This window comes from Pseudomonas cedrina subsp. cedrina, from assembly GCF_001983175.1.
Classification (GTDB): Bacteria; Pseudomonadota; Gammaproteobacteria; order Pseudomonadales; family Pseudomonadaceae; genus Aquipseudomonas; species Aquipseudomonas cedrina.
Window position 1 is genome coordinate 66,484 of the sequence record NZ_MNPW01000016.1, and the last position, 14,960, is coordinate 81,443.

The window sequence follows — 14,960 nt, forward strand, 5'->3', positions numbered from 1 at the left end:
ATGGGAATACATGCATTTGTTTGGAGAGCGCGGCATGAAACGTGGAATTCTATTGTTCGCCCTGGGTTGTATCGCCAATGCACAGGCGGTGGAGTACACCGACGTCAACCCTGCCGCCAGCCAGATCAGCTTCACCTACCAGCAGTTGGGGCAGCGGGTGTACGGTACGTTCGGCCAGTTCGAGGGCACGCTGACCTTCGATACGCAGCGGCCGGAGGCGGGGCATGCGCTGCTCAAGATTCAGCTCGCCAGCATCAACGCGGGGAGCGACGATGCCAATGACACCCTGCAACGTGCGTCCTGGTTCGATACCGCGACCTATCCGGTGGGCGTGTATGAGTCCACCTCGGTCAAGGCGCTGGGCGGTAACCGCTTCAGGATCAGCGGTCACCTGACCATCAAAGGCATCACGCGGCCGGTTGATGTGCAGGTGCTGCTCAAGGAGCTGGATGGCATTGGCGTGTTTGACGGTGAGTTCATTCTCAAGCGCGGCGACTTCAGGATCGGCGAGGGCGAGTGGGCCGGCAACAGCGTGGTGTCCAATGACATCAACATCAAGTTCAAGATGGTCGCGCCGCAGCGTTAACGGGCGAACTTTCTTGCACCGGCCACGCAGCCGATCACCGCGACCGTCACCAGCACCATGCCCAGGCTCACCTGCTCGTGCAGCAGGCCCGCCGCCAGCGCCAGGCCGAAGAACGGTTGCAGCAATTGCAATTGGCCAACGGCGGCGATGCCCCCCTGCGCCAGGCCGCGATACCAGAACACGAAGCCGATCAACATGCTGAACAACGCCACATAACCCAGGCTCAGCCAGGCCGGCAGGCTGATGCTGGCAAAGCTCGACGGCGCCAGGAGCAGGCTCAGCGGCAAGACCACCGGCAGCGAGATCACCAGCGCCCAGCAGATTACCTGCCAGCCACCCAGGCTGCGCGACAGCGTGGCGCCTTCGGCGTAGCCCAGGCCGCACACCAGCACCGCCAACAGCATTAACAAGTCCCCGATGGGGGCGGCGCTCAAGCCTTGGGCGACGGCATAACCCGTTACCAGCACGCTGCCCAGGGTTGAAAACAGCCAGAACACCGGGCGCGGCCGCTCGCCGCCACGCAGTACGCCAAACACGGCGGTGGCCAGCGGCAGCAGGCCGATAAACACGATGGAGTGGGCCGAGGTCACGTATTGCAGCGCGAGGGCGGTGAGCAGCGGGAAACCGATGACCACGCCAAGGGCGACGATAGCCAGAGGCATCCATTGGTGGCGCACGGGGCGTTGTTCCTTGAACAGCCACAGCAGCAGCAAACCCAGGCTGGCGGCGATGGCGGCACGGGCCAGGGTAAGGAACACCGGGTCGAATTCCATCACGGCCAGGCGCGTGGCGGGCAATGAACCGCTGAAAATCAGCACACCGACAAAGCCGTTGATCCAGCCTTGGGTGCTGGTGTCCAGGGTGATGAAGGGAGAGGTACGTTCCATCAAGAGTGCCCGCCAGAAAGAAGGGTTGCGCTTGGGTCATCCTAGGGGCGAGCATTGGGACAATCAAAAAATTGTCATGGATACATCCCCGATGCCGCTTGCCCGCTACAAGTTACTGGTCGATGGGTTTGCCGAGGACATCCGCAGCGGGAAGATGCCGCCCGGTACGCGGCTGCCGACTCACCGCCAACTGGCCGCCGAGCACGGCCTGGCGCTGGTCACCGCGAGCCGCGTGTACAGCGAGCTTGCGGCCATGGGGCTGGTCAGCGGTGAAACCGGGCGTGGCACCTTCGTGCGTGAAATCTCGCTGCCGCCAGGGCAGGGCAGCGGGCAGATGACCGTTGCAGCCGGCATGCGCGACCTCAATTTCAACTACCCGTCGTTGCCGGGCCAGGCCGATCTGCTGCGCACGGCGTTACGTCAGTTGGCGCTGTCCGGCGACCTCGAGGCCCTGCTGCGTTACCAGCCTCACGCGGGGCGCTTGCACGAGCGTGCCGCCTTCGCCGGGCATTTGCTCAGTCGCGGGTTGACCGTGCAGGCCGAGCAGGTGCTGCTGGTCAGCGGCGCCCAACATGGCTTGGCGGTGACGCTGATGGCGCTGCTCAAGCCCGGCGATGTGGTCGCCGTCGATGCTTTGACCTATTCGGGGTTCAAGGTACTCGCCGAGACCCTGCACCTGGAAATCGTCGCAATCCCGGTAACATCCGCCGGCACAGACCTGGACGCCCTGCAAAACCTGTGTCGCCGGCGCCCGGTGCGGGCCGTGTACAGCATGCCGACGCTGCACAATCCTCTGGGCTGGGTGATGGACCGGGCCCAGCGCGAGCGGTTGGTCGCCATCGCCCGCCAGCACGACCTGATCATCATCGAAGACGCGGCCTACGCGTTCCTCGCCGCACACCCGCCGCCGCCCGTGGCGAGCCTGGCGCCGGAACGCACGGTGTATGTGGGCGGGCTTTCGAAAAGTGTCGCGACCGGTCTGCGCGTGGGCTTTGTCGCGGCACCCCTGGAATGGGTGAAGACACTGGAACGCACGATCATGGCCACCACCTGGAACGTCCCAGGCGTGATGAGTGCGATTGCGGTGGCGTGGATCGAGGATGGCACCGTTGCGCAACTGGAAGCGCAAAAGCGCGAGGATGCCCAGGCGCGGCAGGCCCTGGCGGCGCAAGTGCTCAAAGGGTTGGCCTACACCAGCCATCCTTCATCGTATTTCTTGTGGTTGCCCCTGGCCGAAGAGGCCCGCGCCGATCAGGTCGCCATGGCCTTGCAGTGCGAGCACATCTCGGTGTCCACCGCCGAGCCGTTTGCTGTTTGCGCCCATGTCCCGCACGCGTTGCGGCTGGCGTTGGGCTCGGTGACGATGCCGGCACTGCGTGACGCGCTGCTGACCGTGCGCAGGCTGGTGGCATGGTGAGCCGGATGCGGCGGCTCGCCCGCGGCCATCAGTACTTGTAAGCCTGACGCCCGATCAGCAGCCACTTGCCTTTTTGCTTCTGCCAGACCTGGAAGTTGTCGATGTCGGTGGGGACTTCAACGCCACTGTTCACGGCCAACGCGTGGAAGTGGTTGCGTACCAGCGCGGTGTCGCCTTGCAGGGTGATGGTCTGGTTCTGCATCTCCAGGGTCTTGAAGGCGCTGGTGCGGGTTTCCAGGTCCGCGATGAATTGCGCCTTGTTCTGCACCTTGCCGCTGGAGTGGCCGTAGGTGAGCTTGTCGGAGGTCAGCGCGTGAAGCTGCTTGAGGTCCAGGTGCAGCATGGCTTGGGTCAGTTGGTCGACCGCTTGGGCCACTTCCTTCTCGGCAGTAGCGGGCGCCGCTGCGACATAACCGGTGAACAGGCACAGAAAACCGATCAGCAGTTTGAGTTTTTGCATGGGAGGTTCCTTATTGTTGTTGGAGGTAAGACACGTTACAGATTGTGTCATCGTACAACATTGCAATATTCAGCTCGATTTTGGAATGTAAATTTTCGATTATTTGCAGGTATGCCCGTATGCAAGCCGCATTGAGATCTTAATGTTCTTGTACGACGTCCCATCACTAAGCAAGAATGGTCCTCCGTCTAACAATAAAATAACGGAGACACACCATGGCATTTCCTCCTCTGCCTGCGCGGGCCGACCACAGTCGCCGCGTCTTCCTCAAGCGCTCCCTGGCGGTTTCCGCATCGGTCGCGGTGCTCGGCAACGTGCCTGGCCTGGCAGAAGCCGCTGAACCCTTGAGCCAGCGTTATCCCGACCCACTGATCAACGTGCTCGATGACAGCTTCCTCGAGTTGCGCCTGTTCAACGCCAGCGTCGAACGGCTCGCGACCGGCCTGCGCTGGGCCGAGGGGCCGGTATGGATCGGCGATGGCCGCTACCTGCTGGTCAGCGATATCCCCAACAACCGCATCCTGCGCTGGGACGAAGTGACCGATAGCCTGTCGGTGTACCGTGACAACGCCAACTTCTCCAACGGCATGTGCCGTGATCGCCAGGGCCGTCTGCTGGTGTGCGAAGGTTCGACCACCACGAGTGAGGGCCGGCGAATCAGCCGGACCGAACACAACGGCCGCATCACCGTGCTGGCGGACAGTTTTGACGGCAAGCCTTTCAATTCGCCCAACGATATCGTGTGCAAACGTGATGGCTCGGTGTGGTTCACTGACCCGCCTTTCCAGACCGGCAATAACTATGAAGGTCACAAGATCACACCCACCCAGCCCCACGGCGTTTATCGTATCGACGCAGACAGCGGCAAGGTCACGCGGGTGATCGATGACCTCAGCGGGCCCAATGGCTTGTGCTTTTCCCCGGACGAAAAAATCCTGTATGTGGTGGAAGGCCGGGCCAAACCCAACCGGCTGGTCTGGGCCATCGACGTGAAGGACGACGGCACGCTCGGCGCACGTCGCAAGCATATCGAAGGGTTTGACTACGCAGCGCTGGACGGCATCAAGTGCGACGAGAGCGGCAACCTGTGGTGCGGCTGGGGCGGCAACGGTGACCCCAAGGCCGACCTGGAAAAACTCGACGGCGTGCGTGTGTTCAATCCGCAGGGCAAGGCGATCGGGCATATCTCCCTGCCGGAGCGCTGTCCCAACCTGTGTTTTGGAGGCCGCGAGGGCAACCGCCTGTTCATGGCGGGTAGCCATTCGATCTACGCGCTATTCGTCAATACGCGCGGCGCCGATTTCGCCGCGTGACGCGAAAGAAAACCACGGTGAACGTCGGTTGACCGGCGTTCACCGCGGCATTTTGGCGCTATGCTGCGAGCTCCTGAGGCATCGGAGCGTCAAGCAAATGGACTTCAATTGGCACAGCGACCCCATCACCCGCGCCACACCCGTGACCCGTCACTACAAAAACACCCAGAACGTGCGCCGCTTCATGCTGGAACACTGTGGCCCGGGGTTCAAGTTCGACCGTCCCTTCATGGCCTGGATTCGCAACGACCAGCCCAAGACCCTGGGTGATGTGGTGGATGAGTGGCTACGTCGAAACGAGGATTCGCGCCCGTGACGCCCGATGAAAAATACCAGCGTGCCCAGCGACGCCTTGGCGATGGCGGTGGGTCAGTCGGCATATCTGTACCAGAAAGACCGCAATCGCAGGCAAGCCAGCTCCCACAGTTGTACTGTGTTTAGCCTGCTGCCTGCGGTGGCCATAGGTATCTACACGATTTTCAGAGGCTGACACATCTCCCTGTAGTGAGCGGGCTTGTCCCGCGCTGGGCTGCGAAGCGGCCCCAAACCAGGCGAATTGGGTTTGTCTGAACTGCGCGGCGTCTTTATTGGGGCGGCTTCGCCACCCAGCGCGGGACAAGCCCGCTCACTACAAAAATGTGTAGATACCTATGCCGCGATGGCGGAGGGTCAGTCGGCATATCTGTCAGTGAAAGAACGCCATCGCAGGCAAGCCAGCTCCCACAGCTGCACTGTGTTTAGTCTGCCGCCAACGGCGGTGTACGCGGCGGGATCTGGCGTTTGCTGCCCGTCGCTTCATATGCCGAAGCAAATCGCAGCAGCGCCGAATCGTCATAGGCACGCCCGGCAAACGTCAGTCCCACCGGCATGCCGATATCCGCCATCACCCCCATGGGCACGGTGACGGTCGGCACGCCGAGGTGGCGGATGGCGAGGTTGCCGTTGGCTACCCAGACGCCGTTGCTCCAGGCGATATCGGCGGAGGCTTCGTTCACGTCGGCATCCGCCGGGCCCACGTCGGCCACGGTGGGAAACAGCACCGCGTCGAGGCCGAGCGCGTCCATCCAGTCTTCCAGGTCGATGCGCCGGGTTTGCTCCAGGCCGCGCAGGCCGTCGGGAACGCTGCTGATCCGGTCCCACGGGGTAATACCGCGCTCGGCCATGCGCACGTATTCGTCCATGCCGGCCGCCAGGTCGTCTTCACGGTTGGGCAGGGTGCCTGGGTCGTGGGGGAAGATCTTCGGCCCGTCCACATCCGCCAAGCGGTTGAGGGCGGGGTCGTTGTTGGCGCGCAGGAAGTCATCGAAGGCCCAGGCCGACAGTTCCCACAGTTCGTCGTGGAGGAATTCCTTGGACACCAGCCCGCGGGTAAACACGGTGGGCGCGCCGGGGCGGTCGCCTTCGCAGTTGGACACCAGCGGGAAGTCCACTTCCACCACTTCGGCACCGGCGGCTTGCAGCGCCTGGCGTGCGTCTTGCCACAGCGCGATCACGCTGGCGCGGGTATTGATTTTCTGCCCGGTCGGGCCGCCGATACCCGGTTTTTCACTGGTACCGGCATCCGGGTCTGCATTGATGTACATGCGCGGCACGCCAAAGCGCTTGCCCGCGAGGGACTCGGGCGTCGCCGCCAGTTCAGCGTAGGACGCCGGGCGCACCGAAGCGACACTCGGGATCGGCACCCACGGCTGCAGGCGCCACAGGTCGCCACGGGTGTCCGGGTCTTCGGCCACCACCACCTCGAGTATCTCCAGCAGGTCGGCCATGGTGCGGGCGAAAGGCACGACCACGTCCATGGTCGGCGTCAAAGGCCAGTTGCCGCGCACCGAAATCACCCCTCGGGACGGGGTGTAGGCGCACAGTCCGTTGTTCGACGCGGGGCCGCGCCCGCTCGACCAGGTTTCTTCCGCCAAACCGAAGGCTGCAAAGCTGGCGGCCGTCGCGGTGCCGGCGCCGTTGGACGAGCCGGAGGCAAACGGTGCGGTCAAGTAGCCGGCGTTATACGGGCTTTCCGCGCGGCCATACACGCCACGCTGCATGCCGCCGTTGGCCATCGGCGGCATGTTGGTCTTGCCCAGGCAGATGGCGCCCCCGGCGCGCAGGCGCTCGATGGTGAACGCGTCGCGCTGGGCGACCAGGTTGGCAAACGCCGGGCTGCCGGAGGCCGCAGTCAGGCCCTTGACCAGGTAACTGTCCTTGGCGGTGTAGGGAATACCGTCCAACGGTCCCAGGATTTCGCCCCTTATCCGGCGTGCATCGGACGCCTCGGCTTCCTTCAGGGCCTCGGGGTTGCGCACCACCACGGCGTTCAGTGCGGTGGCCGTCTGCGGACCGTCATAGGCATCGATCCGCGCGAGGTAAGCCTTGACCAGTTCAACCGCGGTGGTCTGGCCGGATTCGAGCGCAGCGCGCAATTGGGCAATGGAGACTTCGGTAACTTGCATCACGTTTTTTTCGCCGCCTTCAAGTGGGGGTATGGCGGCAGTCTACGTACAGCTATTTCACAAAACCAGCGCCGCATCATCCCCCTGGGCGCCGCGCATCACCTGCCAGGTGGCCGCATCAGCGGGAATCAAGTGTTCGATGCGCAGGGAGGCGAGGGTGATGTCCTGGGGCATGCCGAAGGTGGTGAAGGTAGACAGAAAGCTCAGTTCGCCCTGGGTGGAGCGCACGCGCGTCAGCACCAACGGTGGCAGATGCGCGGGCAGCTCGGTGTCTGTCGGCGTGGGCAAGGTGGCGAGTAGCGCGGCCAGTTCGGGATTGCCCAGCGCTTCGCGGGCCGCACGCTGCCAGGCCAGGGTACGAATCTCGTCGGCATTGAGCAGGTGATCGCCCAGGCCGCCCGCTTGCAGCAAGGTGACCAGCAGGTTCACACCCTGCGCCGCGTCCGGCGGGATGCCGACCAACGCAAACAGCGCATGGGTACTGGCATTCGCCGCCAGCACTTGCCACTGGCTGTCCAACAGGATGGCGGGGGCTGGATTGTTGGCGTGCAGCACATGGCTGACCGCTTCGCGGATCGCGGCCATGGCGGGGGAGGCGAGCGGCGTGGCGGGGTAGCGCGGGGCATAGCCGGCCGCGAGGAATACGCGGTTGCGCCGGTCCAGCGGTGCCTCCAGCGCCGCGAGCAGCGTATGCAAGGTGCCGGGGCCCGGCTTGGCACGGCCTGTCTCGATGCAACTGAGGTGACGCTGGGAAACCCCCGTGATCAAGGCCAGGTCGAGTTGGCTCAGCTTGGCCAGCCTGCGCAAGTGGCGCAGTTGTTCGCCAGCGGTGGAAGAGTAGTCCGTGACCAAACCATGACCTCCGAGGTCATTGCCAGGGGCCGAACCTTACCACTAACTTAAGCTTCGATCACTTCAAGGAGGCCACCATGAAAAGACCCTCTATCGCCCTGGCTGCATTGCTCGGGTTTTCCCTGTACACCCTGGCGACGATGTTGACGGCCGAGCAGTCGCTGTTGTCGTTTGGCCGGGAGTTGATCTCGCGTCCGGACACCGCGCAAGTGGTGATCGACCTGTACCTGATGGCGGTGCTGGCGTGTGTGTGGATGTACCGGGACGCGCGGCGCCGGGGGCGTTCGGTGGTTTCGGTCATGCCGTATTTTTTGCTGACGGCGGTGTTTGTGTCGGTGGGGCCGTTGCTTTATCTGGTGGTGAATGGGGGCCGGGATGAATGAGCGTTTGCAGCTCTAGGCACTGCTTTCGCTGAACTGGCCTGGTATTTATTGCCGGGGCACTACCACGCGAAAAAGCGTCCCCGCCGCCCGATCCGACTCCACTTCGATCACCCCTTGATGGGATGCCGCAATTTCCGAAGCAATGAACAACCCCAGCCCAAGGCCGGCCGTCGGCCCGTGTTCAACCACCGAGCGCTGGGAAAAGCGCCCCATGGGGTTGAAGATAAACGGCAGCACATCGACCGGGATGGGGTCGCCGTGGTTGTGCACGGTAAACACCACTGTTTCAGCTGACGCCGCCAGTCGCACCGTGATCGGTGACTGCGCATCGCCGTGCTGCACCGCATTGCTGATGATGTTGGAAAACACCTGCTCCATGCGTGGGCCATCGAAGGCGCCGATGGTCGGGGTATCGGCTTCGAACAGGATATTTGACGCGGGGTGAAACGCGCGCAGCTCCTCGACGATGCGTTCGCAGATCGGTGCCAGGTCGGTCGTCGTGCGCTTGACCGGAATGCCCGGGCCCATCTGGCAGCGCGTCAGATCCAGCAGGTCGCCAACGATCTGGCTGGCGCGTTGCACGCTGGCGTAGATCTGCCTGGCTACCCGCGTACCGCGCTCGTCTGCGGTGGGGGAGCGCCTGAGGATATCGGCGCCCAGCAGGATCGCGCCCAACGGCGTGCGCAGGTCGTGACCGAGGATGCCCAGGAACACATTGCGCGAGGCTTCCACGGCGCGCGAGTAACTGGCGATGGATTCCGCCAGCGCCTGATCGATAGCCTCGTGAAAGCGGTTCATGTCGTCGACTGCCAGCGGCGTGCCGTGTTTGATCTGATTGAGCCATTGGCTGAGCACGCTGGTGCGCAACGCCCGGTACTCAGACACCATCTGGTCGATGGAGAACCCCGCCATCAGGCGCGTGACCGCGTGGGTTTCAGCGGGTGTCTCGTCGTCCTGCTGCGGTGCCAGCCCTTGGGCCTTGTCAATTTGTTCCTGCACGGTCTGGGTGGTTCGCAGGTCGAGCACGATGGCGCGCAGCATCTGCTCGGCGTGGTCACGCAGGCCCGCAGGGTCAAGGTCGGCCCCTGGGGTCTGGATGGTGCGGGCAAAGTCTTCCCAGGCCTGAAGGATCGGCTCGAGGTTCTCAAGAATGAAGTCGGGCAGGCGCATGCGAAGATCCTAGGAGGGGCAGAAACGCACGGGAAGCTGCCAAACAAGGATTTAAGCACGGAATGACCCGTTCATGCTGCGCAGGCGTCCTTGCCTGCGTCAATCATGGGCTGGTCAGACGCCTTTGGTGGAAGGCAGCAAGACCGTCAGGATGCCCACCAGCGGCAGGAACGAGCACAACGTGTAGACGTATTCGATGCCGTGGGTGTCGGCGAGCAAGCCGAGCAAGGCCGCGCCAATCCCGCTGAAGCCGAACATCAGGCCGAAGAAGATCCCGGCGATCATGCCGACATTGCCTGGCACCAGTTCCTGGGCAAACACCACGATGGCCGAGAATGCCGAGGCGAGGACAAAGCCGATCACCACGCTCAACACTGCCGTCCAGAACAGGTCGACGTAGGGCAGGGCGAGGGTGAACGGCGCGGCGCCGAGGATGGAGAACCAGATGACCTTCTTGCGGCCGATCTTGTCGCCAATCGGGCCGCCGGCGAAGGTGCCGACGGCCACCGCACCGAGGAACAGGAACAGGTACATCTGGGAGCTGGCGACCGACAAATGGAATTTTTCGATCAGATAAAAGGTGAAGTAGCTGGTCAGGCTGGTCATGTAGAAGTATTTGGAAAACACCAGCACGGCCAGCACCACCAGGGCGAAGGTCACGCGGCCCTTGGACAAGCCATGGGTGGCTTTGCCGCCCTGCTTGAGCTTGAACAGGTTGAGGTGGTTGCGGTACCAGCGGCTCAGGCCATACAGCACCAGGATCGCAAACACGGCGAACAACCCGAACCAGGCGATATGGCCCTGGCCGTACGGAATGATGATCGCCGCCGCGAGCAACGGGCCCAAGGCGCTGCCGGTGTTGCCGCCGACCTGGAACGTCGATTGCGCCAGGCCGTAGCGACCGCCGGAAGCCAGGCGCGCAACGCGCGAGGTCTCCGGGTGGAAGGTCGACGAGCCAACGCCCACCAGCCCGGCGGCCAGCAGAATCGCCGGGAAGCTGCCGACGTATGCCAGCAGCAGGATGCCGATCAGGGTGCACACCATGCCCGCCGGCAGCAGCCAGGGCTTGGGATGGCGGTCGGTGTGGTAGCCGATCCACGGCTGCAGCAGCGAGGCGGTCAATTGGAAGGTCAGGGTGATCAGGCCCACCTGGGCGAACGACAGGCCGTAGTTGGCCTTGAGCATCGGGTAGATCGACGGCAGCACGGCCTGGATCAGGTCATTGATCAAATGCGCCAGGGCGCAGGCGCCGAGGATGCGCATGACCAAGGGACTGGCCTGAGGGGTGGTGGTTGCAGCGGCGGGTGACGCGGTGAGGGTCGACATGCAGGCATTCCATACAAGGCAGCTGATCAAAGGCGGCAACTTCTTGGGGTCGCCATCCATTACAAAATGATTCGGCGTTTATGCTAGATTCCGCGCAAATGCCTGTCTCGCGTAATTCGGGCGGCAACCATCGCAAAAAGGGCGAAATGATCAAATCACTGGATATATTTTTACAGGAGATCGACGAAGGTGACTGGGCGGTCATCAGTTCGGCCACCGATTATCCGGAAAACTGGGTGATCCCCGACCACAGCCATGAAAAGCACCAACTCTTGTACGCGACCGAGGGCGTGATGGTGGTGCATTCGGCGCAGAACCAGTGGACGGTGCCGCCCAACCGTGGCTTCTGGATGCCCTGTGGGCACGTGCATTCCCTGCGGTGCGTGGGGCCATTGAAGATGCGCAGCGTGTTCGTTCGCCCCGACAGCTTTCCCAACCTGCCCACCGAGACCAAGGCGGTGAGCATTTCGCCGCTGTTGAGCGAGCTGATCAAGGCGTCGGTGAGCTTGAAGCCGCCGTACGCCGAAGACTCACGGGATGCGCGGATCATGCACCTGATCCTCGACGAACTCGCGCTGTTGCCCGCTTTGCCGTTGTCGCTGCCGTTGCCGGCCGAGCCGCGTATCCATCGCATCTGCCTGGCGTTGCAGGATGAACCGGGCGATGCCTCCACCGTGGCGGACTGGAGCGAGCGCCTGCACCTGGACCAGAAAACCATCCAGCGCCTGTTTCGCAAGGAAACCGGCATGACGTTCGGCCAATGGCGCCAGCAGGCCCGGCTGCTGTTGGCGCTGGAACGCATCGCAGTGGGCGGGAAGGTGATCGATATCGCCCTGGAGCTGGGCTATGACAGCCCCAGCGCGTTCACCAGCATGTTCAAGAAACAGTTCGGCAAGACGCCGAGCCAGTTTTTCCGCTAGCGCCGGGTGGGATTACTCTACGCTGCTTGCGTAGAGCTCCAGCAAACCGTGGAAGGTTGCGTTATCCAGCGGTTGGCTGAGGAAATAGCCCTGGCCTTCCTCACACGCCACGGCCTTGAGCAGCGCCAGGTGTTCAGCGGTTTCGACGCCTTCGGCGGTGACCGTCAGTGCCAGGGCGCGGCCCAGGCCGACGATGGCCTGGATGATCGCCTTGTCATCGTCGCTGTCTTCCAGCCGGCTCAGGAAGCTGCGGTCTATTTTCAAGCCGTCGAACGGGAACGCACGCAGGTAACTCAGGGAGGAGTAGCCGGTGCCGAAGTCGTCCATGGCGATGCGAATGCCCAATTGCTTGAGCGTATTCATGACCTCAAGCGCCCCGGTGGCATCTTCGAGCATCACGCTTTCGGTGATCTCCAGTTCCACGCGCGCAGGGTCGATGCCGGAGGCGTCAAGCGCCTGGCGTACGCGCGCCACCAGGTTGCCGCGCTTGAACTCCGTGGGTGACAGGTTTACCGACACAAACAGATGTTCCGGCCACTGGGCTGCGCAGGTACAGGCGGTTTCGAATACCCAGTCACTCAGCGCCAGGATCAGCCCGGACTCTTCGGCGATCGGAATAAAGGTGTCCGGCGCGATCAGGCCGCGCTCCGGGTGTTGCCAGCGCACCAGCGCTTCGGCACCTACCATCTGTCCGTCGGCAATGCGATAGCGTGGTTGGAAGTGCAGGCGCAGCTCGGCGTGTTTGATCGCAAAGCGCAGGTCGCTTTCCAGGCGGCGACGCTCGATGATGCGCGCGTTCATCTCGCCGGAGTAGAAGCGCCAGGTATTACGGCCCGCCGCCTTGGCTTCGTACAAGGCAATGTCGGCGTAGCGCAGCAGCTCCGTGGCGTCGCGGGCATCGTTGGGAGCGATGGCAATGCCGATGCTGGCGCTGATGAACACTTCCTGCTCGTCGATCTTGATCGTCCGTTCGATGGACTCGATCAAGCGATAGCACAGAGCTTCGACTTCGTCTGGCGTGCCAGCATCCACCAGGATCAGCACAAACTCATCCCCGCCGACGCGGGCCACCAGGTCGCCGTGGCGCACGCAGTCGGCCAGGCGCGTGGACACTTCGTTGAGCACCCGGTCGCCGGCGGCGTGTCCGAGCAGGTCATTGACCGGCTTGAACCGGTCAAGGTCCAGGCTGAGCATGACCAGCGACTGCTTGGAGGTGGGCAATGCCTTGAGCTTGCCGTCGAGGAAGCTTTGCAGGCGCGTGCGGTTGGCCAAGCCGGTGAGTGCGTCATGCTGGGAAAGGAACTCGATGCGTCGACGGGCTTCGACTTCTTCGGTCACGTCCGTAGCCGTGCCGCGAAACCCGCCGCAGGGCATCTGGCGCGCCGACAAGCGCGTGCTACGCTCCTGTCCCCGCGCATCGACGTAGCGACATTGCACGCTGATGTCCGGGCGCCGTCCGGGCGCGTTGAGCCACTGGGACAGCAGGCCGGTTTCGGTCTGCAGCAAGTCGTTCATCGTGGCCCCGATCCAGGCATTGCGCGCGAGCCCGGTGACGCCTTCGAAGCGCTCCGACAGGTAGGTAAAACGCCAACCGGCATCGATTTCCCAGACCCAATCGGAGCTGGCCTCCACCACATCGCGAAAGCGTGCTTCGCTGGTGGCCAGGGCATCCTGGCTGTTGCGCAGCGAGGAATGGGTGGCGTCCAGGGCGAGCGCCGCGGCCGTGGTGCGGCGTGAAATCACCCAAGTCATCAGGCACACCAGCAACGCGGCCAGGCCCAGCAGCGGCAGGCCTACACCCATCAGGCGCAGACCGGGGCGGGCCGGTTCCCAGTGCAGGCTGCCGGCAGCGCCGTTGTCGCCGAGGGGGAAGAGCAGGGTCTTGCCAACTTCATCGTGGCTGGCGATGTGCAGTTTATCCACGCCGAAATCATTGCCGATCACGGTCAGTTTGGCGCTGTCGAGGATGTCGATGAAGATCAGCACCGACGGTTGCCGGCCATCGGTCGACACCGTGGGATCGGTGCCCGGCGTGATGGCGGCGGCGGCCACCAGCGCGGGGCTGCCGTGTACGTTGATAAAGGCCGTGGCCGGTGTTTCGCTGTCTGCGCCGGCACGTGCCTGTTCGAGAACATCGCTAATGGACCGGCCGAGCCATTGCGTGAGTTCGACGTTTTTCAGCTGGCCATCGATGACCGCATACACGGTGCGATTGGCGTCGTCGACCACAAACAGGCCCTGGAAACCGAAATCGTCATACAGCGTGGCGCCGATATTGCCCCGCACATAGGCCCAGTCCTCGTCGACCTTAACGTGCAGGTGCTTGTAGGCATCGCTCCAGAAGGCGTAGTCCTTGACCGTGACCCGCAGGGCTTTCTCCAGGGATTGCACGGCTTTACGGGTATAAAAGGCGCTTTCAACCTCTTCGGACCGGTCCAATTCGTGGGCGAGAAAAACCAGCGAGTAGGCGGCGGCGGCGAAGACCATCGCCAGCAAGGCCATGAAGCGGAACAGGGAGGTGCGTGCCAGAGACAGGCTGGTTCGATCGGAAAGCGAGAGGGCGATAGGAGCGAGAGAGTTCGGCATTATTTCCCGCAGGGCGTCGCTGCAAGTCAGGATTATGTCTTGCTATCGGCCGCTGCGGCGAAAAATTTAGACTGGGCAGGGGCGACCGGATCGCCGAGGCCATCGGTCACCTATCGGTGGTCAGATTCGCAAAGAAAATGCAGCCGATCAGCCGCGCAAACAGGCTGAGGGTTTCCGGCAGGTTGGGGTCCTCGAACAGCATCGCTCGCGAATCCAGTGCACACAGCGCGCCGAACAGGCGGCCATCGGGCAGGAAGATCGGCGCGCCGGCGTAGCTCTCGATGGCGTACTGCTTGACCACCGGGCGTGAGGCAAAACGGCCGTTCTGGCTGATCTGCGGGACAAACAAGGTGTGGGGGTCGACGCAGAACTCACTGCACAGCGTGGTTTCCAGGTCGAGTACGTCATCGACATGAATGCCCATGTCGATGGTGTCGTGTACCGAGCACACTATCCAATCCTGGTCGGTGAACTTGGCAATGCCGGCGAAGCGCATTCCGGTGAGGCGGGTGACCAATTGCAGGATGCTGGTGGTGGCTTCTATTTCGGCAATAGCGGCGCGTTCGTCTGCGCTGAGCAGAGACTGTGGCGCGGTGACGCTTGGCAGCATGTGTGA

14 protein-coding genes are annotated in these 14,960 nt (G+C 63.1%); 6 read left to right on the forward strand and 8 right to left on the reverse strand.

The features are described 5' to 3' along the window. The first annotated feature begins 34 nt into the window (after window positions 1-34). Window positions 35-586, forward strand: coding sequence for a YceI family protein (locus BLL36_RS26815; RefSeq protein ID WP_076954621.1), 552 nt, complete (start codon window positions 35-37; stop codon window positions 584-586). On the opposite strand, the gene BLL36_RS26820 is transcribed toward BLL36_RS26815, so the two are convergent. Further along, the gene (locus BLL36_RS26820) at window positions 583-1,473 is read right to left on the reverse strand and encodes a DMT family transporter (protein ID WP_076954622.1); all 891 of its coding nucleotides are present in this window, start codon (window positions 1,471-1,473) and stop codon (window positions 583-585) included. The genes BLL36_RS26815 and BLL36_RS26820 overlap by 4 nt on opposite strands. A gap of 91 nt (window positions 1,474-1,564) precedes the next feature. Between BLL36_RS26820 and BLL36_RS26825 the strand changes: the two genes are divergently transcribed. After that, window positions 1,565-2,890, forward strand: a complete 1,326-nt coding sequence (locus tag BLL36_RS26825; RefSeq protein WP_076954623.1) for an aminotransferase-like domain-containing protein — start codon at window positions 1,565-1,567, stop codon at window positions 2,888-2,890. Window positions 2,891-2,918: 28 nt separating this feature from the next. On the opposite strand, the gene BLL36_RS26830 is transcribed toward BLL36_RS26825, so the two are convergent. Next, window positions 2,919-3,350, reverse strand: coding sequence for a nuclear transport factor 2 family protein (locus BLL36_RS26830; protein WP_076954624.1), 432 nt, complete (start codon window positions 3,348-3,350; stop codon window positions 2,919-2,921). A gap of 215 nt (window positions 3,351-3,565) precedes the next feature. Between BLL36_RS26830 and BLL36_RS26835 the strand changes: the two genes are divergently transcribed. Then, window positions 3,566-4,663 (forward strand): SMP-30/gluconolactonase/LRE family protein, encoded by a 1,098-nt coding sequence (locus tag BLL36_RS26835; protein ID WP_076954625.1) that lies wholly within the window; start codon window positions 3,566-3,568, stop codon window positions 4,661-4,663. Window positions 4,664-4,760: 97 nt separating this feature from the next. Continuing rightward, on the forward strand, window positions 4,761-4,979 hold the full coding sequence (locus BLL36_RS26840; RefSeq protein ID WP_076954626.1) for a DUF6434 domain-containing protein: 219 nt from the start codon (window positions 4,761-4,763) through the stop codon (window positions 4,977-4,979). A gap of 421 nt (window positions 4,980-5,400) precedes the next feature. Here BLL36_RS26840 and BLL36_RS26845 read toward each other — a convergent pair whose 3' ends face one another. Both BLL36_RS26845 and BLL36_RS26850 read right to left on the reverse strand, forming a co-directional pair. Next, window positions 5,401-7,110: an amidase gene (locus BLL36_RS26845; protein ID WP_076954627.1), complete on the reverse strand. Its 1,710-nt coding sequence runs from the start codon at window positions 7,108-7,110 to the stop codon at window positions 5,401-5,403. Between the two features lie 54 nt (window positions 7,111-7,164). Further along, window positions 7,165-7,959, reverse strand: coding sequence for a helix-turn-helix domain-containing protein (locus BLL36_RS26850; RefSeq protein ID WP_076954628.1), 795 nt, complete (start codon window positions 7,957-7,959; stop codon window positions 7,165-7,167). A gap of 77 nt (window positions 7,960-8,036) precedes the next feature. On the opposite strand from BLL36_RS26850, the gene BLL36_RS26855 reads away from it, so the two are divergent. Next, entirely contained in the window at window positions 8,037-8,342 is a 306-nt protein-coding gene (locus BLL36_RS26855; protein ID WP_076954629.1) for a DUF2834 domain-containing protein, read from the forward strand. A gap of 45 nt (window positions 8,343-8,387) precedes the next feature. On the opposite strand, the gene BLL36_RS26860 is transcribed toward BLL36_RS26855, so the two are convergent. Together BLL36_RS26860 and BLL36_RS26865 are read right to left on the reverse strand one after the other, a co-directional pair. Then, the gene (locus BLL36_RS26860; RefSeq protein WP_076954630.1) at window positions 8,388-9,512 is read right to left on the reverse strand and encodes a sensor histidine kinase; all 1,125 of its coding nucleotides are present in this window, start codon (window positions 9,510-9,512) and stop codon (window positions 8,388-8,390) included. A gap of 114 nt (window positions 9,513-9,626) precedes the next feature. Then, complete coding sequence (locus BLL36_RS26865) at window positions 9,627-10,838, reverse strand: MFS transporter (RefSeq protein WP_076954631.1); 1,212 nt, start codon at window positions 10,836-10,838, stop codon at window positions 9,627-9,629. Between the two features lie 98 nt (window positions 10,839-10,936). On the opposite strand from BLL36_RS26865, the gene BLL36_RS26870 reads away from it, so the two are divergent. Beyond that, window positions 10,937-11,758: an AraC family transcriptional regulator gene (locus BLL36_RS26870; protein ID WP_076954632.1), complete on the forward strand. Its 822-nt coding sequence runs from the start codon at window positions 10,937-10,939 to the stop codon at window positions 11,756-11,758. Between the two features lie 12 nt (window positions 11,759-11,770). Here BLL36_RS26870 and BLL36_RS26875 read toward each other — a convergent pair whose 3' ends face one another. Further along, entirely contained in the window at window positions 11,771-14,344 is a 2,574-nt protein-coding gene (locus tag BLL36_RS26875) for a bifunctional diguanylate cyclase/phosphodiesterase (protein ID WP_076954633.1), read from the reverse strand. Window positions 14,345-14,450: 106 nt separating this feature from the next. Beyond that, window positions 14,451-14,954, reverse strand: coding sequence for a GAF domain-containing protein (locus BLL36_RS26880; protein WP_076954634.1), 504 nt, complete (start codon window positions 14,952-14,954; stop codon window positions 14,451-14,453). Window positions 14,955-14,960: the final 6 nt, after the last annotated feature.